Annotated in this window: 19 protein-coding genes; 15 read left to right on the forward strand and 4 right to left on the reverse strand. The window is 73.3% G+C overall.

All coding sequences use genetic code 11. The annotated features are described in order from the left end of the window. The first annotated feature begins 800 nt into the window (after positions 1 to 800). The 8 genes from ACJOT3_RS01370 (at position 801) to ACJOT3_RS01405 (ending at position 5424) form a co-directional block, all read left to right on the forward strand. Positions 801 to 1790 carry a serine hydrolase domain-containing protein gene (locus ACJOT3_RS01370; RefSeq protein ID WP_406967862.1) on the forward strand — a complete coding sequence of 330 codons (990 nt, stop codon included), beginning with the start codon at positions 801 to 803 and terminating at the stop codon, positions 1788 to 1790. A 75-nt stretch (positions 1791 to 1865) separates the two neighbouring features. Further along, positions 1866 to 2570, forward strand: a complete 705-nt coding sequence (locus tag ACJOT3_RS01375; protein ID WP_406967864.1) for a CPBP family intramembrane glutamic endopeptidase — start codon at positions 1866 to 1868, stop codon at positions 2568 to 2570. Further along, complete coding sequence (locus tag ACJOT3_RS01380; protein ID WP_406967866.1) at positions 2567 to 2896, forward strand: PadR family transcriptional regulator; 330 nt, start codon at positions 2567 to 2569, stop codon at positions 2894 to 2896. The genes ACJOT3_RS01375 and ACJOT3_RS01380 overlap by 4 nt, the downstream gene beginning before the upstream one ends. Further along, complete coding sequence (locus ACJOT3_RS01385; protein ID WP_406967868.1) at positions 2893 to 3630, forward strand: DUF2812 domain-containing protein; 738 nt, start codon at positions 2893 to 2895, stop codon at positions 3628 to 3630. Before ACJOT3_RS01380 ends, ACJOT3_RS01385 begins: the two co-directional genes overlap by 4 nt. An 88-nt stretch (positions 3631 to 3718) precedes the next feature. Continuing rightward, entirely contained in the window at positions 3719 to 4501 is a 783-nt protein-coding gene (locus tag ACJOT3_RS01390) for a class I SAM-dependent methyltransferase (protein WP_406967870.1), read from the forward strand. A 120-nt stretch (positions 4502 to 4621) separates the two neighbouring features. Next, entirely contained in the window at positions 4622 to 4897 is a 276-nt protein-coding gene (locus tag ACJOT3_RS01395; protein WP_406967872.1) for a type II toxin-antitoxin system Phd/YefM family antitoxin, read from the forward strand. Continuing rightward, the gene (locus ACJOT3_RS01400; protein ID WP_406967874.1) at positions 4894 to 5154 is read left to right on the forward strand and encodes a Txe/YoeB family addiction module toxin; all 261 of its coding nucleotides are present in this window, start codon (positions 4894 to 4896) and stop codon (positions 5152 to 5154) included. Before ACJOT3_RS01395 ends, ACJOT3_RS01400 begins: the two co-directional genes overlap by 4 nt. Before the next feature lie 111 nt (positions 5155 to 5265). Next, positions 5266 to 5424, forward strand: a complete 159-nt coding sequence (locus ACJOT3_RS01405) for a type II toxin-antitoxin system Phd/YefM family antitoxin (protein ID WP_406967876.1) — start codon at positions 5266 to 5268, stop codon at positions 5422 to 5424. Positions 5425 to 5430: 6 nt separating this feature from the next. Here ACJOT3_RS01405 and ACJOT3_RS01410 read toward each other — a convergent pair whose 3' ends face one another. The 3 genes from ACJOT3_RS01410 to nagA all read right to left on the reverse strand — a co-directional run bounded on the left by ACJOT3_RS01410 (position 5431) and on the right by nagA (position 8144). After that, positions 5431 to 6399 carry an aldo/keto reductase gene (locus ACJOT3_RS01410; RefSeq protein WP_406967878.1) on the reverse strand — a complete coding sequence of 323 codons (969 nt, stop codon included), beginning with the start codon at positions 6397 to 6399 and terminating at the stop codon, positions 5431 to 5433. A gap of 203 nt (positions 6400 to 6602) precedes the next feature. Further along, a complete protein-coding gene (locus tag ACJOT3_RS01415; RefSeq protein WP_406967880.1) occupies positions 6603 to 6902 on the reverse strand; it encodes a hypothetical protein in 300 nt (99 codons plus the stop codon). Between the two features lie 99 nt (positions 6903 to 7001). Continuing rightward, positions 7002 to 8144, reverse strand: a complete 1143-nt coding sequence (gene nagA, locus ACJOT3_RS01420; RefSeq protein WP_406967882.1) for an N-acetylglucosamine-6-phosphate deacetylase — start codon at positions 8142 to 8144, stop codon at positions 7002 to 7004. Positions 8145 to 8788: 644 nt separating this feature from the next. Between nagA and ACJOT3_RS01425 the strand changes: the two genes are divergently transcribed. Next, positions 8789 to 9304 (forward strand): NADPH-dependent FMN reductase, encoded by a 516-nt coding sequence (locus tag ACJOT3_RS01425; RefSeq protein WP_406967884.1) that lies wholly within the window; start codon positions 8789 to 8791, stop codon positions 9302 to 9304. A 153-nt stretch (positions 9305 to 9457) separates the two neighbouring features. On the opposite strand, the gene ACJOT3_RS01430 is transcribed toward ACJOT3_RS01425, so the two are convergent. After that, the gene (locus tag ACJOT3_RS01430; protein ID WP_406967886.1) at positions 9458 to 10363 is read right to left on the reverse strand and encodes a hypothetical protein; all 906 of its coding nucleotides are present in this window, start codon (positions 10361 to 10363) and stop codon (positions 9458 to 9460) included. Between the two features lie 311 nt (positions 10364 to 10674). Between ACJOT3_RS01430 and ACJOT3_RS01435 the strand changes: the two genes are divergently transcribed. The 6 genes from ACJOT3_RS01435 to pgfA all read left to right on the forward strand — a co-directional run bounded on the left by ACJOT3_RS01435 (position 10675) and on the right by pgfA (position 21856). Then, positions 10675 to 12543 carry an SGNH/GDSL hydrolase family protein gene (locus ACJOT3_RS01435; protein WP_406967888.1) on the forward strand — a complete coding sequence of 623 codons (1869 nt, stop codon included), beginning with the start codon at positions 10675 to 10677 and terminating at the stop codon, positions 12541 to 12543. A 17-nt stretch (positions 12544 to 12560) separates the two neighbouring features. Further along, complete coding sequence (locus tag ACJOT3_RS01440) at positions 12561 to 14687, forward strand: MmpA family trehalose lipid delivery protein (protein ID WP_406967890.1); 2127 nt, start codon at positions 12561 to 12563, stop codon at positions 14685 to 14687. Continuing rightward, a complete protein-coding gene (locus tag ACJOT3_RS01445) occupies positions 14687 to 14827 on the forward strand; it encodes a hypothetical protein (protein ID WP_406967892.1) in 141 nt (46 codons plus the stop codon). The genes ACJOT3_RS01440 and ACJOT3_RS01445 overlap by 1 nt, the downstream gene beginning before the upstream one ends. A gap of 233 nt (positions 14828 to 15060) precedes the next feature. Beyond that, positions 15061 to 16344, forward strand: coding sequence for a glycosyltransferase family 4 protein (locus ACJOT3_RS01450; RefSeq protein WP_406967894.1), 1284 nt, complete (start codon positions 15061 to 15063; stop codon positions 16342 to 16344). Next, positions 16341 to 20819: an alpha-(1->3)-arabinofuranosyltransferase gene (locus ACJOT3_RS01455; RefSeq protein ID WP_406967896.1), complete on the forward strand. Its 4479-nt coding sequence runs from the start codon at positions 16341 to 16343 to the stop codon at positions 20817 to 20819. The genes ACJOT3_RS01450 and ACJOT3_RS01455 overlap by 4 nt, the downstream gene beginning before the upstream one ends. Further along, positions 20816 to 21856: a cell envelope lipid trafficking protein PgfA gene (pgfA, locus tag ACJOT3_RS01460; protein WP_406967898.1), complete on the forward strand. Its 1041-nt coding sequence runs from the start codon at positions 20816 to 20818 to the stop codon at positions 21854 to 21856. Before ACJOT3_RS01455 ends, pgfA begins: the two co-directional genes overlap by 4 nt.

Raw genomic sequence — 21856 nt, forward strand, 5'->3', positions numbered from 1 at the left:
CGTTGAGCCGGGCGTGATGGGCTCTTACATCGTGATGCGGGCTGCCCGCGGCTCGACTCGGGGCGACTCATGCTCGGGGGCCTTCGGCCGCCTCGCAGGAGTCGCCTTCGTCGTGCCTGCCGGGGGGAGTCCCCCCGACCCCCCCGAGGTGACCCCCTGGGGCGGGGGTCGCGGGGATCGTTGAGCCGGGCGTGATGGGCTCTTACATCGTGATGCGGGCTGCCCGCGGCTCGACTCGGGGCGACTCATGCTCGGGGGCCTTCGGCCGCCTCGCAGGAGTCGCCTTCGTCGTGCCTGCCGGGGGGAGACCCCCCGAACCCCCCGAGGTGACCCCCTGGGGCGGGGGTCGCGGGGATCGTTGAGCCGGGCGTGATGGGCTCTTACATCGTGATGCGGGCTGCGCCCGCGGGTTGGTCCGGTGGCCGCGTTGCTGGAACCCTTGTCGGGCGACTCCTGCGGAGTCGCCTTTTTTCATGGGGGTGGTGCGGGCCGTGCCGCTGGAATCCCGGGCGTTGTGTTCATCGGCTGCGCTGTTGGTTTTTCAGGGCGACTCCTGATGGAGCCGCCCTTCGGGTTTTTGTTATGGGTGGACCCCGTCTTACGGCGGGGTCTTTTTGTGGCTTGGTCGGCGAGGGTGAGGAGGAGACCGACGTGGGCGTCGGTGTCGGCTAAGGCTGGTGCCCTCCGGTGTCCGTTGGGCATGATGGGGGTTCGCGCCCTGGCCCTGCGTTCGGCTAGGGGGAAAGGGCGTGGGGATGCGGACTCGGCGGGGGTTTCTGGTCGGGGGTGCCGTCGCGGCTGTGGCCGTGGGGGGTGGGGCCGTGGTGTGGCGGGGGTCGAGGAGTCCGCGGGAGCGGCTGGCGGCGCTGGTGCCGGAGGGGCCCGAGGTCAGCGTGGTGGCGGCGGACGGCGGTGAGCCGCTGGTGGCCGTGGGGATGGACACCGTGCGGGACGTGGGCTCGGTGAGCAAGCAGTTCACCGCGGCCGGGGTGCTGCGGCTGGAGATGGACGGGGAGCTGTCCGTCGAGGACCGGGTGGGGGATTTCCTGCCCGGGGCGGTCGGGCGGCTGGGGGACGTCAGCCTGCACCGGCTGTTGACGCACACGGGTGGGCTGGTCGAGTCGGTGGGGGACGACTACGAGCCGCTGGGGCGGGAGGAGCTCATCGCGGCGGCGGTGGCCGCGGAGCCGGTGGAGGGCTACCTGTACTCGAACGTCGGCTACGCGCTGCTGGCCGCCGTCATCGAGGTGGTGGCCGGGGCCTACGAGGGGTTCCTGGCGGAGACGCTGTTCGGGCCCGCCGGGATGACGCGGACCGGGTACGTGCTGCCGGAGTGGGACGACGCCGAGGTCGCGGTGGAGTACGACGCTCAGGGCGTCTCGGTGGGGCGGCCGTACGAGCATCCGTGGGCGGACGACGGGCCGTACTGGAACCTGCGGGGCAACGGCGGGATCCTGTCGACCGCGCGGGACATGCTGGCCTGGCACCGGGCCCTGGACGGGGGAGAGGTGCTGTCGGAGCGGGCCCTGGAACAGATGTTCACGCCGCACGTGGCCGAGGACGCCGAGGGGTCGTCGCACTACGGGTACGGGTGGGTGGTCCTGGAGGTGGAGGGCCGGACGGTGGCCTGGCACAACGGGGGGAACGGCACGGCGTACGCGGAGATGCTGCACGTGCCGGGCGGGCCGATGGTGTTCTGGGCGACCGGGGCGGTGGTCCGGGACGGGGAGTGGGACCTGGAGGAGTCCGACGTGGCGTCGCGTATGGGGGAGATCCTGCTGAGGATGTGAGTCGGTTCGGCGACCTAGGTTGTATTCCTAACTAGGTAGGGCTATCGTCTAGATAGTCCGACCTAGGAGGTTGTCGTGTTCTCCGTGTGGGGTCTGGGGCTCGTCGCCCTGATCGTCCTGTACCTGGTGGCCGTGGAGCCGTGGTGGGGCAAGCGCGCCTACGCGGAGCTGGAGCGGGTGCGGGACGAGGATCCGCGGGCGCTCACGCGGATGTTCGGGCAGGGCATCGCCGCCTGGTGGGCCCTCACCGGGGTCGCCCTGCTGGCGGTGCTGGTCTCGCCCGGGGTAGGCCTGGCCGAGCTGGGGCTGGTCCCGATGAACGGGGAGTGGGACACGCTTGCCGGGGCCGTCGTGGGGATGGCCGTCGCGATGGTCGCGGTCACCCTGGTCGGCCGGAAGGCCCCCGGGTTCCTGATGCCCGGGCAGAAGGCGGTCGCCGCGCTGCTGCCGCGCACCGCGCGGGAGCGGTGGTGGGGCGCGGGCGCCTCGGTCACCGCCGGAATCTGCGAGGAGCTGGTCTTCCGCGGCCTGCTGATCGCCGTCGGGGTGGGGCTGGGCCTGGACCCCGTGGTCGCCGCCGGGATCAGCCTGGGGATCTTCGTCCTGGGGCACCTGTACCAGGGGCCGGTGGGACTGGTCTTCGTCACCTTGGTCGGCTTCGTGCTGACCAACGTCTACTTGAGTACCGGGAGCCTGTTCGTGCCGATCGTGCTGCACATCTTGTTGGACCTGCGCTCCCTGGCGTTCGCTCCCCGGCATGGGGAGGTGGCCGCCCGATGAGGGCCGATCGCCGGTCGAGCTGGCTCAAAGGCGTGCTGGACCTGCTGGTGCTGGCCGGCCTGACCGAGGGCGAGAGCTACGGGTACGCGATCGCCAAGCGGCTCGACGAGGCCGGGCTGGGGACCATCAAGGGCGGCACGCTCTACCCGGTGCTCAACCGGCTGGAGGAGGCCGGGCTGGTCGAGGCCGAGTTCCGGGCCGCCGACAGGGGGCCGGGCCGGCGGTACTACCGGCTGACCGAGGCCGGGCGCACCGTCCTGGCCGAACAGACCGCGGCCTGGCGTGAGTTCGAGACCGCCGTCCGCACCGTGCTGGAGGACCGATGACCTACTTCGAAGAGCTGGCCGAGCGGCTCGCCGCGCGCGGCGTCGACGCCGAGAGGTCGCGGGCGCTGCTGGAGGAGCTGTCCGCGCACGTGGCGGACGGGGGCGCCGACCCGGAGGAGGAGTTCGGGCCGGTGGGGGAGTTCGCCGACTCGCTCGTCCCCGAGGAGGAGGGGGAGGTCGGCGAGGAGGAGCTGTTGTGGACCGCCGACTCCTTCGAGGCGCCCGCGCGGCTCAACGGGTTCGGCGCCCAGGGCTGGGAGGTGGAGCGGATCGACCGGCTGGGCCGGTTCGTCGGCCGCCGGGACCTGGAGGACCCGCAGACCTGGGAGTACCGCCAGGAGGTCTGCACCGGCCGCGCCGACCGGGAGCGGTTGGCCGAGCGGCTGGCCCCCGACGGCTGGGAGCCGTGCGGGCACTGGTCGGTGATCGCCTACTTCAAGCGCCCCGGGGCGGCCACCGCCGGGCCGGAGGCCGAACTCGACGACCTGCCCGCGCCCGGTCCCCGGCGGGCCTTCTTCGGGGCCAGGGGGATCGCGGTCATCGCGGCGTCGCTGGTGGTCGTGGCGGTCTCGCTGGGCTCGATCGTGTACCGGGCGGCCACCGGGCGGCTGGCCGCCGAGGGGCCCGAGGAGCTGGCCGGACTCGTGGTGGGGGCGCTCGTCGGCGCGGGACTGGTCGTGGGCGTGATGTGGGCCGGGGCGCGGGTGATCCGGCTGGTCCGCGACCGGCACTGAGGCGAGATCGGAAACGGACACCCCCTGTCGTTCGCACGGGAGGGTGGGTAGCCTCTCACCCTCCATCCCCGTTCGATGGGAGACCACGATGTCCTCCGCCCCCCTGAACCGCAACCGGGCCTCCCTCCTGCACAAGGTCCGCTACGCCCTGCGCAACCCGGGGAAGGTCGGGCCCTACCTGCGCCGTTCCGCCCGGGACCTGGGGCTGCGGCTGCGCCACCGCGACCATGTCTCCTACTACCGGGCGGTGATGGCCGCCGATACGGCCCGCGACCCCAGGGCCGCGGTGGGCAGCCGCAACGAGGAACGCTGGCTGGAGCTCGGCCGGATGCAGTTCGACTACCTGGTCGGCCACGGGCTGCTGCCCGGGCACCGGCTGCTGGAGATCGGCTGCGGCAACCTGCGCGCCGGGTGGCGGTTCATCGACCACCTGGACATCGGCGGGTACTACGGGATCGACATCTCCCCGGACATCCTCATCTCCGCCAAGGAGACGCTGGCCGCGCGGGGGCTCCAGGACAAGCTGCCGCACCTGACACTGGTCCGGGACCTGACCTTCGACTTCCTGCCCGACGGGTACTTCGACGTGGTGCACGCGCACAGCGTGTTCTCCCACTCGCCGCCGGAGGTCATCGACGAGTGCCTGGCGAACGTGGGGCGGGTGCTCGCCCCGGGCGGGTTCTTCGACTTCACCTTCGACCGCACCGAGGGGGCCGAGCACCACGTGCTGCGGGAGGACTTCTACTACCGCACCGAGACGCTCGTCGCCCTGGCGGAGAAGCACGGGCTGCGCGCCCGGTTCATGAAGGACTGGGAGGAGCTGCCGCACGGGCAGTCCAAGATCCGCGTCACCGCCGCAGAGCCGGGCTGAGCCGCTTCCCCGGTGCGCAAACGGATCAGAACCTTGATGCCAGGACCTCTGCGCCATGACCACCTTACTAGGGACAAGTCTCTCTGGTACGGTAAAGCCGTACGAGTCAAGAGGAGGATCATGTCGATCAGCGCGAACGAGGCCAGAGCGAACCTCTACCCCTTGATCAAGAAGGTCCATGAGGATCACGACGTCATCCACATCACTTCTCGCCAGCACGGTAACGCGGTCCTGATGAGCGAGGAGGACTGGAACGGCTGGATGGAGACCGTTTACCTGTTGCGTTCCCCTGCCAACGCCTCACGCTTGCTGGCGGCGATCGCCCGCGACCAGGCCGGCGGCGAAGAGGTCGACGTCACTCTGGACGAACTTTCCGACATGGCGGAGGACCGGTGAGGGAGGTCCGGTTCGATCCGGTGGCTTGGGAGGACTTCCGCTACTGGCTGGAGGCGGGCAAGAAGATCGCTCGCAGGATCGTCGGACTGATCGAGGAGATACGACGGATGCCGTTCGAGGGCATCGGCAAGCCGGAGCCCCTCAAAGGAGACCTGTCCGGTTACTGGTCGCGCCGCATCACGGATGAACACCGCATCATCTACCGGGTGACCCAGGACGAAGTGAGGATCGTTCAGGCGCGCTACCACTACGGGTGACGGTTCGCGCACCCGGTCCGGCAGGGGGACCGGGTGTCCCAGGTCGTCGAACGGGGTGCCCATCACCCGATCATGTCCCCGCCGTACGACGTCTCGGGGATGATGTCCCCCATGGACGAGTCGGAATCGGACGGCCGGCGGGAGACCGCCTACCTGCTGCGTTCTCCCGCCAATGCCTCCCGGCTGCCGGCGGCGGTCGCCCGAGACCGGGCCGGAGGCGAAACGGTCGACGCCACCCCGGACGGGTCGTCCGAGGCGGCGGAACCGTGAGGGCCCTCAGTGGCCGGCGATGGGGCGGGGGGTGTAGTGGCGCTCCAGGGCGGCGGCCTCGTCGTCGGTGAGCTCCAGGGAGAGGGCGGCGATCGCGTCCTCCAGGTGGTGGGGCTTGGTGGCGCCGACGATCGGCGAGGTCACCGCGGGGTTGCGCAGCAGCCAGGCCAGGGCGACCTGGGCCCGGGACACGCCGCGTTCCTTGGCGATCGCGCCGACGGCGTCCACGATCTCCCGGTCGCCGTCGCGGTAGAGGGTGCCGCCGAAGGCGTCGCCCCTGGTGCGCTCGGTCTCGGTGCCCCACTCCCGGGTGAGCAGGCCGCGCGCCAGCGGGCTCCACGGCAGGACGGCGATGCCCTCGTCCGCGCACAGCGGCAGCATCTCCCGCTCCTCCTCGCGGTAGAGCAGGTTGTAGTGGTTCTGCATGCTCGCGAACCGGGTCCAGCCGTTGAGCTCGGCGACCTTGAGGGCCTTGGCGAACTGCCAGGCGTACATGGACGAGGCGCCCACGTAGCGGGCCTTGCCGGCCTTGACGACGTCGTGCAGGGCCTCGACGGTCTCCTCGATCGGCGTGTTCGGGTCCCAGCGGTGGATCTGGTAGAGGTCGACGTAGTCGGTGCCCAGGCGGCGCAGGCTGTGGTCGATCTCGGTCATGATCGCCTTGCGGGAGAGCCCGCCCCCGTTGGGGCCGGGCCGCATCCGGCCGAACACCTTGGTGGCCAGGACGATCTCGTCCCGGTCGGCGTGCTCGTCGAGGAGGCGGCCGACGATCTCCTCGCTGGTGCCGTCGGAGTACACGTTGGCGGTGTCGAAGAAGTTGATCCCCGCCTCCAGGGCCCGGCGGATGAACGGCCGGGAGGCCTCCTCGTCCAGGCTCCAGGGGTGGGTGCCCCGGTCGGGCTCCCCGTAGCTCATGCACCCCAGGGTGATGGGGGAGACCTGTAGTCCGGTGCGGCCGAACGCGACGTGTTCCATGGGGCGCTCCCTCTCCTCGGCGTGGTGTCCGTGCGGAACCCTAGACCCCCGGCCGGGTACGGGAAAAGGGCCAATCAGGTGACCATTGGTGTCGAGTCGGGCATAGGGCGCAAAACGGAATCTACGTCGTAAGGGGCGGCCGGGGGCCAACCCCGCACGACGGCGGGGCGGTGCCGACCCGGCACCGCCCCGCCGTCGAGTGGTCAGGCCTTCGTCGCTCCCACCAGCCAGGCGACCTTGTGCGCCGTGACCCCGAGGCTGCCGCTGCTGCCCAGGTAGACGCCGAAGGAGGCGATGAAGGCGTAGTCGTACTCCCGGCGCTCACAGATCACGTCCTCGACCGCGTAGGTGGACGCCGGGTTGCTCACCCGCAGACAGGGGCCGTGGTCGTCCACCACGTCCGCGCGGACGTCGTAGCGGGACAGCTCATCGGCGAGTTTGTCCAGGTGCCCGTGCTCCTCCGAGGGTGCGCAGGTCCCCTCTTCCTGTCTGGATCGGGTCATGGCGGTGGATCCTTTCGCATCGTTGAACCGGGTCGGTGGTCCACCGCCATTGTTACTCAGCGTCGAATAACGACTACGAAACGTTGTGACGACACGCCGTCACTCCACCGGCTCGCCCCGATAGAGCACCTCGGCCACCGAGAGGTCGTCGGCCAGCACCAGCAGGTCGGCCGGCGCCCCGACCTCGATCCGGCCCGCGCCCGACAGCCCCAGCGCCGCCGCCGGGACCGAGGAGGCCGAGCGCACGGCGTCGGGGACGTCCACGCCCAGGCCCTCCACCGCGTTGCGCACCGCCTGGGGCAGCACGATCGTGCTGGAGGCGATCGCCCCGGTCTCCACCAGGCGCGCCTCGCCGTCGCTCACCCGCACCCGCAGGTCGCCCAGCGTGTACTCGCCGTCGCCCAGCCCGGTCGCCGACATCGCGTCGGTCACCAGCGCCACCCGCCCGGCGCCCGCCGCCGCGAACACCAGCCCGGCCGCACCCGGGTGGACGTGGACGTTGTCCATGATCAGCTCCACGGTCACCCGCTCGTCGCCCAGCAGCGCCGCGATCGGCCCCGGGTCGCGGTGGCCCAGCGGCCGCATCGCGTTGTAGATGTGGGTGGCCATCGTCGCCCCCGCGTCCACCGCCGCCAGCGTCGTCTCGTAGGACGCCTCGGTGTGCCCCACCGCGGCCACCACGCCGGAGGAGGCGGCCGCCCGGACGAGGTCCAGGGCGCCGGGCAGCTCCGGAGCCACCGTGATCATGCGGACGTGGCCGCGGCCCGCCTTCAGCCAGGCGTCGAACTCGGTGGTGTCCGGGTCGCGCAGCAGGTCCGGGTCGTGCGCGCCGCACTTGGACCGGGCGATGAACGGGCCCTCCAGGTAGATCCCCGCCAGCTCGCCCGCGTCGCACAGCTCGGCCAGCGCCGCCACCTGGCGGACCGTGTCCTCCGGGGTCGCCGCCACCAGGCCGCCCACCATCGAGGTCACCCCGCGGGAGCGGTTGAACCGGACCGTGGCCAGGGCGCCCTCGGGGTCGGCGTCGGGGAACGCGTGCCCCGCCCCGCCGTGGACGTGGACGTCGACCAGGCCCGGGGCCACCCAGGCCCCGCCCAGGTCGCGGACCCGCCCGGCGGGGGCGTCCGCGGAGTCGGGCTCCAGGGCGGCGATCCGGCCCCCCTCGATCCGGACGCGGCCCCGGTGGACACCGTCGGGGGTGACCACTCGCGCGCCGGTGAGCGTGACGGGGTCGTGCACCATGTTCGTGACTCTCTCTCGCGTCGAACCCCGTGCGCAGGGCATGTGTGTCGCACATTACATTTGTGTGACCGAACCTTCGGGAAGCGGGGCGTGCACCCCCGCCGCCGACCCGTACACCCCCTGCGGAGCTGGGAAATCCCGCTCTTCGGGACGCCTGTCCGAAAGGTGGACCGTCCGATCCGGGGCGGAACGGGTTCCAGGAGGGTCGCCGGTACGCATTGACGATAGCGGCCGCGTCGCCCCATGATGGAGGCATGTCCGCCGGTGAGCTGCTTGTCCAGCGCCTGCACGTCGATCTCAGACAGCAGGCGAGCGCGCTCTGTCGTAGCTAGCGCCCAGCGGGGCCCCGCGCCCCGCGCCACGGGTGTACCCCGTGGTCCGACCTTCGCAGACACCGGACGCTCATCTTCTCCCAGTTCTGGGTCCCAGGCCGTACACCGGCCTGAGGGAGCAGCCCCGCCAGACCCGACACACCACGTCCAGGACGACGAGGTCCGCGCACCGTGTCGGTAAGAGGAACGACGGTCCTCTCCGGTGTCACCGAACCGCAATCCCCACTGTCGGGGAATCAGGTCCCGATCACCGCCCCCGACGGTTCCTCCGGTCGATCCCGGCTCGCTCTGACCGAACCCAGGAGTTCTCGCATGACCCGCTTCACCGTGCTCGTCGCCGCCCCCCGTTCCCGCGCCTCCATCCGCTCCACCGCCCTGGCCGCCGCCGCCGAGATCGCCGCCCGCGCCGGCGTCACCGGGGCCCCCGAGGTCATCGACCTCGGCGACCTGGGCCCGGAGCTGCTCGCCGAATCCTCCGCCGCCGTCGACGGCGCCCTGGCCAGGGTGCGCGAGAGCGATGTCCTGCTGGTCGCCTCCCCGCAGGCGCACGGCACCTACACCGGACTGCTCAAGGTGTTCCTCGACCGCCTGCCCGAGCTGGGGCTGGGCCACACCGTCGCGGTGCCGCTGGCGGTCGTGGACGACCTGCGCAACAGCCACGGCATCGAGGAGGACCTGCGCATCCTCCTGGCCGACCTGGGCGCCTGGGTCGCCGAGCCCGGCCTGATCCTGGCCGAGGACGAGACCGAGCGCCCCGAGAACGTGCTGCGTGCCTGGGCCGACGTCGCGGCCCCCGGGCTGCGCCAGGCCGTTTCGGTCGCCGCCTGACATCAGCCGAGCGCCGGGGCCCCGACGGGGGTCCCGGCGGTGCCGTGTCAGCGCTGTGGTGTCGGTGTCGTGTCAGCTCCGTGTCAGTGCCGTCGGCGCCACGTCGGTGCCGTGTCAGTGTCGGTAGCGCGTCAGCGCCGTGTCAGCGCCCTGTCAGCTCTCGACCAGGGAGGCGGCGCGCTTGCGGCTGGTGTCGGCCTCGGCCCGGGCCACGTTGCCGCGGACCAGCACCACCACGACCAGGGTCAGGGCGAAGCCGCCAACCCGCAGGCCCAGCAGCACCGGGTCCTCGGGCAGGCTCTCGCCGAAGAGCAGGGTGCCCGCCACGACCATGAACACGTTCCCGACCACGTTCGACACCGGTGCGGTGATCGAGGCGCGGGCGCGCTGCATGGAGGTCTGGAACAGCACGATCCCCACCGCCCAGCCCAGGGCGTACAGGTAGGGGAACGGGGACAGGAGCGCGGGGACGATCGCGTTCCACAGGCCGTGGTCGCTGAGCAGCCCGCCCAGGCCCTTGCCCTGGAGTCCGGCGCTGCCCTGGGCGAGCCCGGCGGCGGCGCCCATGGCGGCGGCCGAGACGTACCGGCCGCGGCCGCCGACGAACGCCATCACGGCGACGCAGGCGATGACGGTGGTGACGCTGACGGCGACCAGCAGGGGGGTGTGCGCGGTGGTGCCGGTCTCGCCGCCGTCGGCGGTGGACAGGCCCAGCAGGCCCAGCGCCACGGGCATCAGGCCCAGGGCGACGTACTCGCCGCGGGTGATGCGCTCGCCCAGGACGAGGGTCATGACGAGCAGGCCGCAGGCCACCCCGGCGGCGAAGGCCGGCTGGACGATCGACACCGGGGCCAGGCCCAGGGAGACGATGAGGCCGACGCTGCCCAGCGCCGCGAACACGCAGCCGAGCACCCAGCGCGGGTTGCCCAGCAGGACGCGGGCCAGGTGCAGGGGGCGGTTGATGGAGATCGACTCCGAACCGTGCAGGGCCCGCTGCTCCACGGTGAGGCCTACGGTGTAGACCACGGCGGCCAGCAGGGCGACCACGAGTCCGATCACGTCGGGCGCCTTTCGGATCGGGGACGGCGGCGGGGTTCGGGAGGGGGTGTGTCGCGCCGGGTACGCGGTGCCGCTAACGTCATGCTCTGCGGCCCTGTCCCCTGCTCTCCCGGTGGCCCCGTTTCCTCGGGGTTCCCCGGAGAGAGGGCGTACTCGGGTTGACGGCTTCCATATAACCAGTTCTAGTCTGGTGTGGCCAGCTTTGTGCTGTGGCCGCCAGGCCTTGTCAGTTCTACCAGTGGCTTGGTAGTGCGACGGCGGCTGATCTAGAACACGTTCCGATGCCGCTGCGGCGGTCGGATTGGGGAACGGTGCGGGACCCGGGTGAGCCCGAGGAGGACGCCTCCGCATCCTCTGCGGCAGAGGACGGAGCCGAGCCGAGTGCTGTCCGGGCCCCGCTGCGGGAGGCTTTCACCCACGGGCGCGACGCCCTGCGCGCCGGGATCGGCGAACGCGTCGCGTACTGGCGCACCCTCACCTGGCAGGACGTCAGCTGGCGCACCCTCACCTGGCGCGGCCTGGCCGCCTGGCGCCACCGAGGCTCCGGCACCTCCCGTTTCGAACCCGGGCCCCTGGGCCTGCTCGGCATCATGCTGGCGGCGATGGCCGTCACCCTGCTCTTCATCCAGGCCGGGTCCTCCGGCCTGACCGGGGAGGGCGACCCGGCCGCCGACGGCCCGGTCCCCGTGCCCGGGCCGCCCCCGGGCGAGCTCAAGGTGATGGTGGTCGGCGGCTCCCTCACCCAGGGCAGCAGCGGCGACCGCACCTGGCGCTACCACCTGTGGCGGCACCTGACCGGGAACGGGGTCGAGGTCGACTTCGTCGGCCCCTACGACGACCTCTACGACCTGGACGGCGAGGAGTTCGGCGACGACTCCTACGCCGAGCCCGGGTTCGACCGCGACCACGCCGCCCGCTGGGGGTACTCGGCCGGCGAGCTCTCCGACGAGGTGTCCCGGCAGGCCGCCGAGTACGAGCCGCAGTACCTGCTGCTGCTCGCCGGGCTGGACGACATCCTGTCCGGCGGCAACGCCGACCACGCCCTGGAGGGGGTCGGCGAGACCATCTCGACCGTGCGCGTGGTCCAGGGGGAGACCCGGTTCGTCGTGGGCGAGCTGCCGCCGGTGGAGGGGACCGCGGACGACGCCCGGGCCAACTCCGAGATCACCCGCTTCAACATGGGCGTGGTCGCCCTGGCCGAACAGCTGACCTCCGCCGAGTCGCCGGTCGTCATCGCCCGGGTCGCCGACGGGTACTCGCCCGTCCGGGACAACTGGGACGAGGCGCACCCCAACGCGCGGGGGGAGCTGCGCATCGCCGCGGCGTTCGCCGACGCGCTCGCCGAGCCCCTGGGCGTGGGCCCGGCCTACACGCGGCCGCTGCCCGAGGTGGCGGTCGGGCCGTCGACCGCGCCCGAGCCCCGGCCCGAGGAGGGCGACGACGGGCTGGTGCTCAGCTGGGCGGCGGTGCCGGGGGCGACCGACTACCGGGTGACCCAGCGCCGGGTGAGCCCCGACCCCGACGACGAGACCGTGCTGCCGCTGGAGATCGACGAGGACGGCGGGGAGCGCTCGGCGCTGGTGGAGGGGCTGTTCAGCGGGGCCCGGTACGAGTTCACCGTGATCCCGTTCAAGGGGCGCGACGCCGGTGAGGCCTCCGAGCCCATTCAGCTGGTGTGGCGCAAGGACCCGCCGCCGGGCCCGGCCTGGATCCGCCTCCAGGACGGCGGTGCCACCCTGGTGTGGGAGCGGGTGGAGGACGCCACCCACTACGAGGTGTGGGTGCGGCCGCTGAGCTGCACCTTCGCCGACGACCGGCGGGCACCGGCCGACCCCGACGGCGGGGCGCGCGGGCCCGACGACGGGCCGGACGAGCCGCCGCCGGGCGGCGGCGACCCCAGCCCCGCACCGCCCGACCCGCAGCCGACCCCGACGCCCCGGCCCGACCCCCGGCCGGACCCGGAACCGCCGGTGGCGCCGCCCCCGCCCGGGGAGCCCCGCTGCGAGCGGCGCGACGACCTGGGCCCCGACCACGGCGAGGGGTGGCGCACCCTGGGGTCGACGGGCCGGGACCCGCGGTGGGCGGTGACGGTGTCGGGCGACTACGAGATCGTCGTGCGAACCTACCGTGATTACGTCGAGGGACGGTTCTCCGACTCGATCCTGACGGCCCGGTCCTAGCGGTGAAGGGGGCGCGCATGTCCCGCTGGCTGTCCTGGGCGGTGGGTCTGGTCTCGGCGGTGCTCGCGCTGGGCCCGGCGCTGGGACGCGGCTACGTGCTGCGCTACGACATGGTGTTCGTGCCCGACCTGTCGCTGCCGACGGTGCTGCGCGGGGCCGACGGGTTCCCCCGGGCGATCCCCAGCGACGCCGTGGTGGCGGCGCTGTCCCGGGCGCTGCCGGGGGACGTGGTGCAGTCGCTGGCGCTGGCGGCGGTCTTCGTCGTGGGCGCGGCGGGCGCTGCCCGGCTGATGTCGGACGCCCTGGGGCCGCCGCGGGCCGGAACGCTGATCGCCGCCTCCGCCGCGGGCCTGGCGTACGTGTGGAACCCGTTCGTGGCCGAACGCCTGCTGCTGGGCCAGTGGGCGGTGCTGCTGGGCTACGCGGGGCTGCCCTGGGCGGTGGGGGCCGCGCGCGGGCCACTGCCGGGCGTGGTGCGCGCGCTGATCCCGGCGGCGGTGGGCGGGTTCTCCTCGGTCGTCCTGACCGCGCTCACCGCCGGGCCGGTGGCCCTGTGGGGCCGCGGCGGCCCGCGCCGCGGCGCGCTGCTGGCCGCGGCGCTGGCCGTGGTCTCGCTGCCCTGGCTGGTCCCCGCGCTGGCGGCGGGCGCCTCTGGCGCGACGACCGACCCGGCCGGTGTGGAGGCCTTCGCACCGCGGGCCGACACCCCGCTGGGAACGGTGGGGTCGCTGTTCCTGCTGGGCGGGATATGGAACGCGAACGCCGTGCCGGTGCACCACGGCGACCCGGGCCTGACCGCTCTGCGGCTGGCCCTGTGCCTGGCCGCCGTGGCGGGCTGGGCCTGGTGGCTGTACCGCGAACGCCCGGCCTTCGGCCCGGGGCTGACCGCCGCGGCACTACTGGGGTTCGGGATCGCCCTGCTGGGCGTCACCGCCCCGGGCCGGGAGTTCACGGCGGCGCTCATCGACCTGTGGCCGGGCTTCGGCCCGCTGCGCGACGGCCAGCTCTACGTCGCCCCCCTCGCCCTCCTCCAGGCCCTCGGCCTGGGCGCCGTCGCCCACTGGCTCACCCTGCCCCCCACCGCCGATGGGACACCCGGTGCGCCGGTGGCCTCCGGTACCGGTGACACCGCCGCCGGGCCCGCGGTCGGTCCGGGCGCCGCTGGGCCCGCCGGGACGGCCGAGCACACCGGGACGCCTGATACGCCGGTGGCCACTGGGATCGGCGGGACCCCTGGCGCGCCGGGCGCCTGCGGGGCCGATGGGACGGTCGAGGGCGGCATGACGCCCGGTGTGCCGGTGGCCTCCGGTACCGGTGGCACCGCCGCCGGGCCCGCGCTCCCTTCGGGGGCCTCCGGAGCTGAAGGGGCGGTCGAGGGCGGCGAGGCGTCTGGTGCGCCGGGAGCCTCTGAGGCGGGCGGTGCCGCGGGGGAGCGGGGAGCGGCCGGGCGGATCGTGGGGCTGGGCGCGGGGGCGGCGCTGGCGGGGTTGCCGGTGGTGCTGTCGTTCGGGCTGTGGTGGGGGGCGCAGGGGGCGCTGACGCCCGTGGAGTATCCCCAGGAGTGGCGGGAGGCGCAGGCGGCGGTGGCCGCCGACGGGCGGCCCGGGGCGGTGCTGGTGCTGCCCTGGAGCGCCTACCGGGGAATCGGCTGGTCGGGGGAGCCCGTGGTGGTGCTGGACCCGGCGACCAGGCTGTTCGACCGCCGCACGGTCTGGAACGACGACCTGGTGGTGGGCACCCCCGACGGCGGGACCGTGGTGGTGCGGGGGGAGGACGCCCGGGCGCGGGAGGCGGCCCGGGTGCTGGGCATCGACCCCGGGACCGGGCTGCCCGAGTCCCTGGACGCGGCGGCGCTGGCCGGGCTGGGTGTTCGGTACGTGGCGGTGTCCGCCCCGGTCGATAACCGGTTCTGGTCTGAGGCGGACGGGTTCTCGGTGGTGGTCGAGGGGTCCGGTTTCACCCTGCTTGAGGTGCTCGAAGGGCCGATCAAGGCGGAAGAAGCCGACATTTCGGGGTTGGAAGTTACCTGCGGGTTAGTTACAGTTGGGGCAATCATCTGGTCTGTAGCTAGATCAGGTTCTAGTCTCGGGTTCCAGCGCACCGGCGTCGAACGGCGTCCGGGCGCGCGGAAGGAGATCCCCTAGTGATCAAGGTAATCGCCGCCTGCGTGATCGGTGCGGCTCTGGCTGGCGGGTCGGCCTACGTGGTCACCAACGTCGCCACCGAGTCCACCGCCACCGCGGAACCGGTGAACGAAACCCTCTACAACTACGGCGACCGCTAGTCCGCCCGAGTTCAACGAGGTCCTTCGGGCGCCTCGCCCCCAGCGGGGCGCCCATCCGTTCCCTCGTCCCTGCGGTCGCCCGTCCCGACCGCCCCCGTCCCCACAGACGTCCGGCCGATGGGCCTGTTCGGCGTGCGCACCGTTCTTCCCGTGCGCCATCGCTCTCCGTGTTCATTTGAATGCGAAGAGTGTCGAACGCGCCGCCTCCCGGACACCCCGCGGAAGGAGAGCGCGTGGTCTTCTCGAAGGTCCACCACCGAGGCCTGCCCACGGTCACCGCGAACCCCGCCCCGGTCCCGGCGGTCGCCGAGGAGGCACCCATCGACCTCGGCCCCCGGCTCGACGGTGTCCGCCTGGTCATGGTCAACTGGCGCGACCCCTGGCAGAGCGCCGCCGGCGGCGCCGAGGAGTACGCCTGGCGGATCAGCCGCCACCTGGCCGAACGCGGCGCCATCGTCACCTTCCTCACCAGCCGCGAGCCCCACCAGGCCCGCGTGGAGACCAAGGACGGGATCGTCATCCGCCGTATGGGCGGCCGCTTCACCGTCTACCCGCGCGTGATGGCCTGGCTCGCCCTGTGGCGCCGCGAGTACCAGCTCGCCTTCGACTGCATGAACGGCATCCCCTTCCTGTCCCGCCTGGTGCTGCGCCGCCGCACCAGGGTGGTCAGCGTCGTCCACCACGTCCACGACCTCCAGTTCAACGCCTACTTCTCGGCGCCGCTGGCGTGGTTCGGCCGGTTCATCGAGTCCACCGTCGCCTCGTGGGTCTACCGCGACTGCACCACCGTCACCGTCTCGGAGTCCTCCCGCCGCGCCCTGCGCGAGAAGCTGGGCTGGCGCGCCCCCATCGAGATCATCCACAACGGCGGCGTGCAGGGCCCCCTCAAACCGCTGGACGACGCCCCCGACGACATGGGCGACCCGGCGATCGTCAGCCTGGGCCGCCTCGTGGTGCAGAAGCGCGTCTCCGAGGTCGCCGACCTGGCCCGCACCCTGGAGGGCGAGCACCCCCGGCTGCGTGTCCACATCGTCGGCCGCGGCCCCGAGGGCGAGCACCTGGCCGAGCAGATCTCCCGGGACGGCACCGCCGACCGGGTCCGCCTCCACGGGTTCCTGCCGGAGGAGGACAAGAACAGCGTCCTGACCTCCAGCCACCTGCACGTCACCGCCTCCGAGTTCGAGGGGTGGGGCCTGACCGTCATCGAGGCGGCCCGCCTGGGCGTGCCCACCGTGGCCTACGATGTGGACGGATTGCGCGATTCGGTCCGGGACGGAGAAACCGGATGGCTGGTGCGCGAAGGTGAGGAACTGGCCGACGTCGTCTCCCGGGCGCTGAAGGAGCTCTCCGACCCCCACCGCAGAGCCGCCGTCCGCCGGGCCTGCCGGGCCTGGGCCGACCGCTTCACCTGGGAGGCCAGCGGCGCGGAGATGACCCGCCTGGTCGCCCGCGAACTCGATCTCCCCGGTGGCGCGGACGCCCCCGACACCACGTCAGGCAGGAAAGCAGAGAAGTGACTTCGACGGAATCCACCGCCAGGCGCGAACCGGAGGATTCCAGGACACCGCCCCCCGTCCCCGGGGGAGTGGACGAGAGGCTGCTGCGGCGGCTCAAGGTCCTCGCGGTGTGCCTTCTCCTGGGCGCGCTGGCGGCCAGCATCGACCCCGGTCGGATCGTCAGCGACACCAAGCTCGACCTGACGGCCAACCCCCTGGGGTTCATGGAGCGCGCCCTGCACCTGTGGGACGCCTCCTACTTCGGGCAGATCCAGAACCAGGCCTACGGGTACTTCTTCCCGAACGCCCCCTTCCACCTGGCGCTGGAGTGGCTCGGCATGCCCGAGTGGCTGGTCCAGCGCTCGTGGATGGCGGTGCTGCTGATCGCCGCGTTCCTGGGCGTGTACAAGGTCGCCGAGGCGCTGGACATCGGCACCGTCAACACCCGCATCCTGGCCGGCGTCGCCTACGCGCTGGCCCCCCGGGTGCTGACGCTGCTGTCGTACAACTCCGCCGAGCTCCAGCCGATGCTGCTCATGCCGTGGGTGCTGCTGCCGCTCATCCTGGGCGCCCGGCACGGGTACCCGCCGGCCCGGATGGCGCTGCTGTCGGGGGCGGCGTTCCTGCTGTGCGGCGGCACCAACGCCGCCTCGGAGCTGGCCGTCCTCATCGTCCCGGGCCTGTACCTGCTCACCCGCGCCCGCGGCCCGCGCAAGCGGCGGATGATCCTCTGGTGGTCGGTGGCGCTGGTCCTGGCCACGTTCTGGTACATCGCGCCGCTGCTGCTCATGTCGCGGTTCGTGTACTCGTTCATGCCCTACACCGAGGACGCCGCCGTCACCACCGGCATCACCTCGCTGCTCAACGCCCTGCGCGGCACCTCCAACTGGATGGGCTTCCTGCCCGACCAGGGCAACACGGCGCTGCCCTCGGGCGCGGCCCTGTCCCTCACCCCCTGGCTGATCGCGGTGACCGCGCTGGTCGCCGGGCTGGGCCTGGCCGGGCTCATCAACCGGCGCACCCCCGAACGCCTCTTCCTGGTCACCACCCTGCTCACCGGCACGGCGATCGTCGTCGCGGGCTTCACCGGCGACCTCACCGGCCCGTTCGCGGGGACCATGCGCGAGCTCCTCGACGGCGTCCTCGCCCCGTTCCGCAACGTCCACAAGTTCGACGCGCTCATCCGGCTGCCGCTGGTGCTGGGCCTGGCCCACCTGCCCGTGGTGGTCGCCCGCGACCGGGCCGACCGGCGCGGCGAACCCGTCTCCGGGCGGGTGCGGCGCACCGTGGCCGCCGTGTGCGCGACCGCGTTCCTGGTCACCCTCATCCCCATCGCCACCGTCGGCGTGGCCCCGGCGGGCGGGTTCGTCGCCATCCCCGGGTACTGGCGCGAGGCCGTGGACTGGCTCAACGACCGCTCCGACGAACGCGGCATGACCATGGCGCTGCCCGGCTCCGGCCGCGGCGAGTACGAGTGGGGCCGCCCCCTGGACGAGCCGCTGCAACCCCTCCTCGACGGCGCCTGGACCAACCACCAGATCATCCCGTGGGGTTCGGCGGGCGTCTCCCGGCTCACCCACGAGATCGACCAGCGGGTGTCCTCCGGGCGCGGCTCGGAGGGGCTCTCCGCCACCCTGGCCCGCATGGGCGTCACCCACCTGCTGGTCCGCAACGACATCCAGCGCGTGGACAACCACGGCGGCTGGCCGGCCCGCGTCCACCAGGCGCTGAACTCCTCGCCCGGCATCAGGCCGGTCGCCGAGTTCGGGTCGCTCATCGGCTCCCTGGACCACCAGTCCGCCTCGCAGTGGTTCGACCAGCCCTACCCGGCGCTGACGATCTACGAGGTGGAGGACGCCGCCCCGACGGTGGGCGTGGTGCCCGCCGACGAGGCCGTCCGCGTCACCGGCGGCCCCGAATCGCTGCTGTACCTGGCCGAGCAAGGGCTGATCACCGACGACCGGCCGGTGCTGCTGGGCGACGACCCCGGCACCGAGCAGGTGTCCGCGGAGAACACCATCGTCACCGACACCGCCCGCCGCCGCGAGGTCGTCTACCCCGACGTGCGCCGCAACGTGTCGGCCACCCTCACCGAGGACGAGGAACTCGAACGCGACGTGCCCGCCCCCGACATCGTCGACCCCGCCTGGGAGGGCTACACCGCCCACGCCGAGGACATCGGGATCGCGTCGGTGCGCGCCTCCTCCTCCGAGGCGGGCGCGGGCGCCCGCGCCGCCGACCGCGACCCCGGGCACGGCCCGCAGGCCGCGCTCGACGACGACCTCACCACCTCGTGGCGCTCCAGCGCGTTCACCGGCGCCCTGGGCGAGTGGATCGAGGTGGAGTTCGCCGAACCCCAGGACCTCACCGGGCTGACGGTCGCGTTCGAGCAGTTCGCCAACGACCCGCCGCCCTCCCGCATCAGCGTCGTCACCGACACCGGCGAGGTGGACGCGCCCGTCGCCCAGACCGGCGACCCCCAGGAGGTCATGGTCCCGCCCGGGGCCACCACCACCCTGCGGCTGCGGGTGGAGGAACTGGCCTGGGAGCCCGAGTACCGGTTCGGCACCCGGGTGGGCATCACCTCCATCTCCGTGCCCGGCCTGGAACCCGCCCGCACCCTGCGCGTGCCCGGCCCGGCCGACGCCGGCACCCTGCTCTTCACCGGGTCCACCGGCACCGCCCCCGGGTGCATGGAGGGCTCCCACGTGTGGGTGTGCAACAGCGGCCTCCAAGTGCAGGGCGAGGACGCCCGCCGCCTGGACCGCACCTTCGAGCTGTCCTCGGCCGCGGCCGCCGCCCCGCACTCGGTGTCCGGCGAGGTCGTCCTCACCGACCCGCGCGAGGCCGAGAACGCGGCCAACCGCGCCGGGACGCACCCCTACGTCACCGCCTCCTCCACCGCCGTGCAGCACCCGGCGGCGATGGGCCGCGGCGCCCTGGACGACGACGAGAGCACCGTCTGGTACCCCGACCCCGAGGAGAAGCACCCCTGGCTCGACATCGAGCTGGGCGAGGCGGTCGAACTGGGCCACCTCGCGGTGGACTTCCCGCGCGCCGACAGCGTGCTGCGCCCCATCAAGGTCACCGTCGAGGGCGGCGGCACCGTCCGCGAGGGGTGGCTGGACGGCAGCGGCCGGGTCGACTTCGCCCCGTTCACCGCCGACGAGGTGCGCATCACGTTCGAACGCCCCGAGGGCCAGGCCCTGGAGATCGGCACCATCGCCCTGCCCGGCGTGGCCCCGGTCGACCCGGTCCCCGACGCCGACGCCTCCACCGCCTGCGGCCTGGGCCCCACCCTGCGGGTCAACGGCCAGCGGGTGGAGACGCGGATCAGCGAGGGCACCCTCGCCGACCAGCTCACCGGGCGGCCGCTGCGCTACGAGAGCTGCACCGCGCTGGACCTGGTGGCGGGCGAGAACCGCGTCGTCGTCGACCCCGGCAACCGGTACGAGGTCCGCTCCGCCGTGGTGGGGTCGGGCGAGTCGTTCGCCGAGCGGCCCGAGGTCTCCCTGACCGCCCCCGCGACCGTGCACGAATGGGGCCCCGGGGAGCGCCGCTTCGACATCGGGGCCGTCGGCACCGACTCCTTCCTCGTCGTCAACGAGAACCACAACGAGGGCTGGCAGGCCCGCCTGGAGGGCGGGGAGGTCCTGGAGCCGATCCGCCTGGAGGGCTGGAAGCAGGGCTGGCTGCTGCCCGCGGGCAGCGCGGGCACGGTCACCCTGACCTACACCCCCGACGCGGCCTACCACCGGGCGCTCATCGCGGGCGGCGTCCTGGCCGCCCTGCTGGTGGTCGCCGCCCTGTGGCCGCGCCGCCTGCTGCCGGGCGGCCGCGCCCTGGCCGCCGGGGCCGTGCGCGGCTCGCGCGCCCTGCCCGCGGCCGGGGCGGCCTGGCCCTCGCGCTGGTTCGTGCTGCCGCTGGGCCTGGCGTACGGGGTGTGGGTCGCCGGGGCGGTCGGCGCCGCGATGGTCGGCGTCATCCTGCTGTGCATGTGGTGGCTGGGCCGCCGCGCGCCCACCCGGCTCCGGCACGCCAAGCCCGGCAGCCCGTCCATGGGCGGGCGGCTCCTGCCCGCGCTGGCCGGGCCGTGGCCGGTGGCGCTGTCGCTGGGCCTGGCCGGGCTGGCGATGGCGACGGGCACCCACCTGGCGATCCACATGCCGTTCCACGACGTCACCGACCTGGTGGGCCAGCCCCTGCGCGGCTGGGTCGCGCAGCTGCTGTGCCTGCCCGCGCTGGCCCGCCTGGTGCTGGCCCTGGGGCAGCGCCCCGACCCGGTCCGCGCCGACGCCCACCCGCGGCGGGCCGCCGGGCACCGGGACGCTCCCGGGCCGGCGGTCGCGGAGCGGGCGGCCGCTCCGGTCCCGGCCGTGCCGGGCGGCGGCGGCAACGGAAGCGGTGGTAACGGCGACGGCGGCAACGGTGCCGGACCCGACCCGGTGACCGGCGACGGCGGCCGGGAGAGCGACCACGAGGAGGCCCGCACATGAGCGCGGACGACACCCCGGGGCGGCGCCCCCTGCCCCGGGGCACGCTCCTGGCCGCGGTCGGCGCCTTCCTGCTGACGCTGGCCGCGATGCTGCCCCTGTACGTGTACGACCGGGTGGCGGTGCTGCCCGCCCAGGGCCGGTTCGAGGTCACGATGGTCGCCGACGGCGCCGGGTACCTGGACACCTCCCACTGGGTGTGGGTGGACGGGGTGCGGATCGTCCGCAACACGTCCGTCAGCGCCCAGGCCCACGGCCCGGACTGGTCGGCCTGGGAGATGTCGGTGGACACCGTCGCCGAGGGCGCGATGATCGACCACTGGAGCCGCCGCGCCATCGTCGACCGCGACACCGGACGCGCCGTCAACTGCTGCGGCGAGCACGTCAACGGCGACCGGGCGGTCCGCCAGGCCGGGCTGGTGTTCTCCTGGCCCCCCGGGGTGGGGGAGGCCGACCACCCCTTCTACGACGCCGAGGTGCGGGCCGCGCCCGTCATGGAGTTCCAGGGGAACGACGAGGTCGCCGGGCTCACCGTGCGCCGCTACACGCAGGAGATCTCCGCGACCCAGGTGCCCGAATCCGCCCGCGAGGTCCCCGCGTGGCTGTTCACCCCCGGCGCCGAGGGCACGGTGACCGCCGGGCGCTGGGTGCAGGTGATGCGCACCTACTGGGTGGAACCGGTGTCGGGCACGGTCATCAACGCCCACGAGGCGCGGCTGGAGACGCTGCGCCCGCAGAACGCGCCCGGCGAGGTGCGGCTGCTCTACGCCGAGCTGGGCCTGCAGGAGAAGCAGATCGCGGGCCGCGCCGAGCAGGCCCGGGTGCGTTCGCTGCTGCTGCGTTCGCTGGACTCGTGGGCCCCCTGGGCCCTGGGCCCGGCCGGCGGCCTGCTGCTGGTCGCCGGGGGTGTGCTCGCGCTGCGCGACCGCTCCCGGGGCGGTGGCCGGGGCGCTCCCGACGAGGTGCGGGAGAACTCGGAAGAGGCGCGAACGCCTGCGGATTCGGATGTCACGGGTGGGGAGCCGGTGCCGTCGGCGTAG

Source organism: Nocardiopsis protaetiae, from assembly GCF_045446735.1.
Taxonomy (GTDB): domain Bacteria; phylum Actinomycetota; class Actinomycetes; order Streptosporangiales; family Streptosporangiaceae; genus Nocardiopsis; species Nocardiopsis protaetiae.

Coding starts and splice junctions, on each gene's coding strand:
- ACJOT3_RS01380 (WP_406967866.1), top strand. CDS start 2,567: ATGAGGGCCGATCGCCGGTCGAGCTGGCTCAAAGGCGTGCTGGACCTG.
- ACJOT3_RS01385 (WP_406967868.1), top strand. CDS start 2,893: ATGACCTACTTCGAAGAGCTGGCCGAGCGGCTCGCCGCGCGCGGCGTC.
- ACJOT3_RS01390 (WP_406967870.1), top strand. CDS start 3,719: ATGTCCTCCGCCCCCCTGAACCGCAACCGGGCCTCCCTCCTGCACAAG.
- ACJOT3_RS01395 (WP_406967872.1), top strand. CDS start 4,622: ATGTCGATCAGCGCGAACGAGGCCAGAGCGAACCTCTACCCCTTGATC.
- ACJOT3_RS01405 (WP_406967876.1), top strand. CDS start 5,266: ATGGACGAGTCGGAATCGGACGGCCGGCGGGAGACCGCCTACCTGCTG.
- ACJOT3_RS01410 (WP_406967878.1), bottom strand. CDS start 6,399: ATGGAACACGTCGCGTTCGGCCGCACCGGACTACAGGTCTCCCCCATC.
- ACJOT3_RS01415 (WP_406967880.1), bottom strand. CDS start 6,902: ATGACCCGATCCAGACAGGAAGAGGGGACCTGCGCACCCTCGGAGGAG.
- nagA (WP_406967882.1), bottom strand. CDS start 8,144: ATGGTGCACGACCCCGTCACGCTCACCGGCGCGCGAGTGGTCACCCCC.
- ACJOT3_RS01425 (WP_406967884.1), top strand. CDS start 8,789: ATGACCCGCTTCACCGTGCTCGTCGCCGCCCCCCGTTCCCGCGCCTCC.
- ACJOT3_RS01440 (WP_406967890.1), top strand. CDS start 12,561: ATGTCCCGCTGGCTGTCCTGGGCGGTGGGTCTGGTCTCGGCGGTGCTC.
- pgfA (WP_406967898.1), top strand. CDS start 20,816: ATGAGCGCGGACGACACCCCGGGGCGGCGCCCCCTGCCCCGGGGCACG.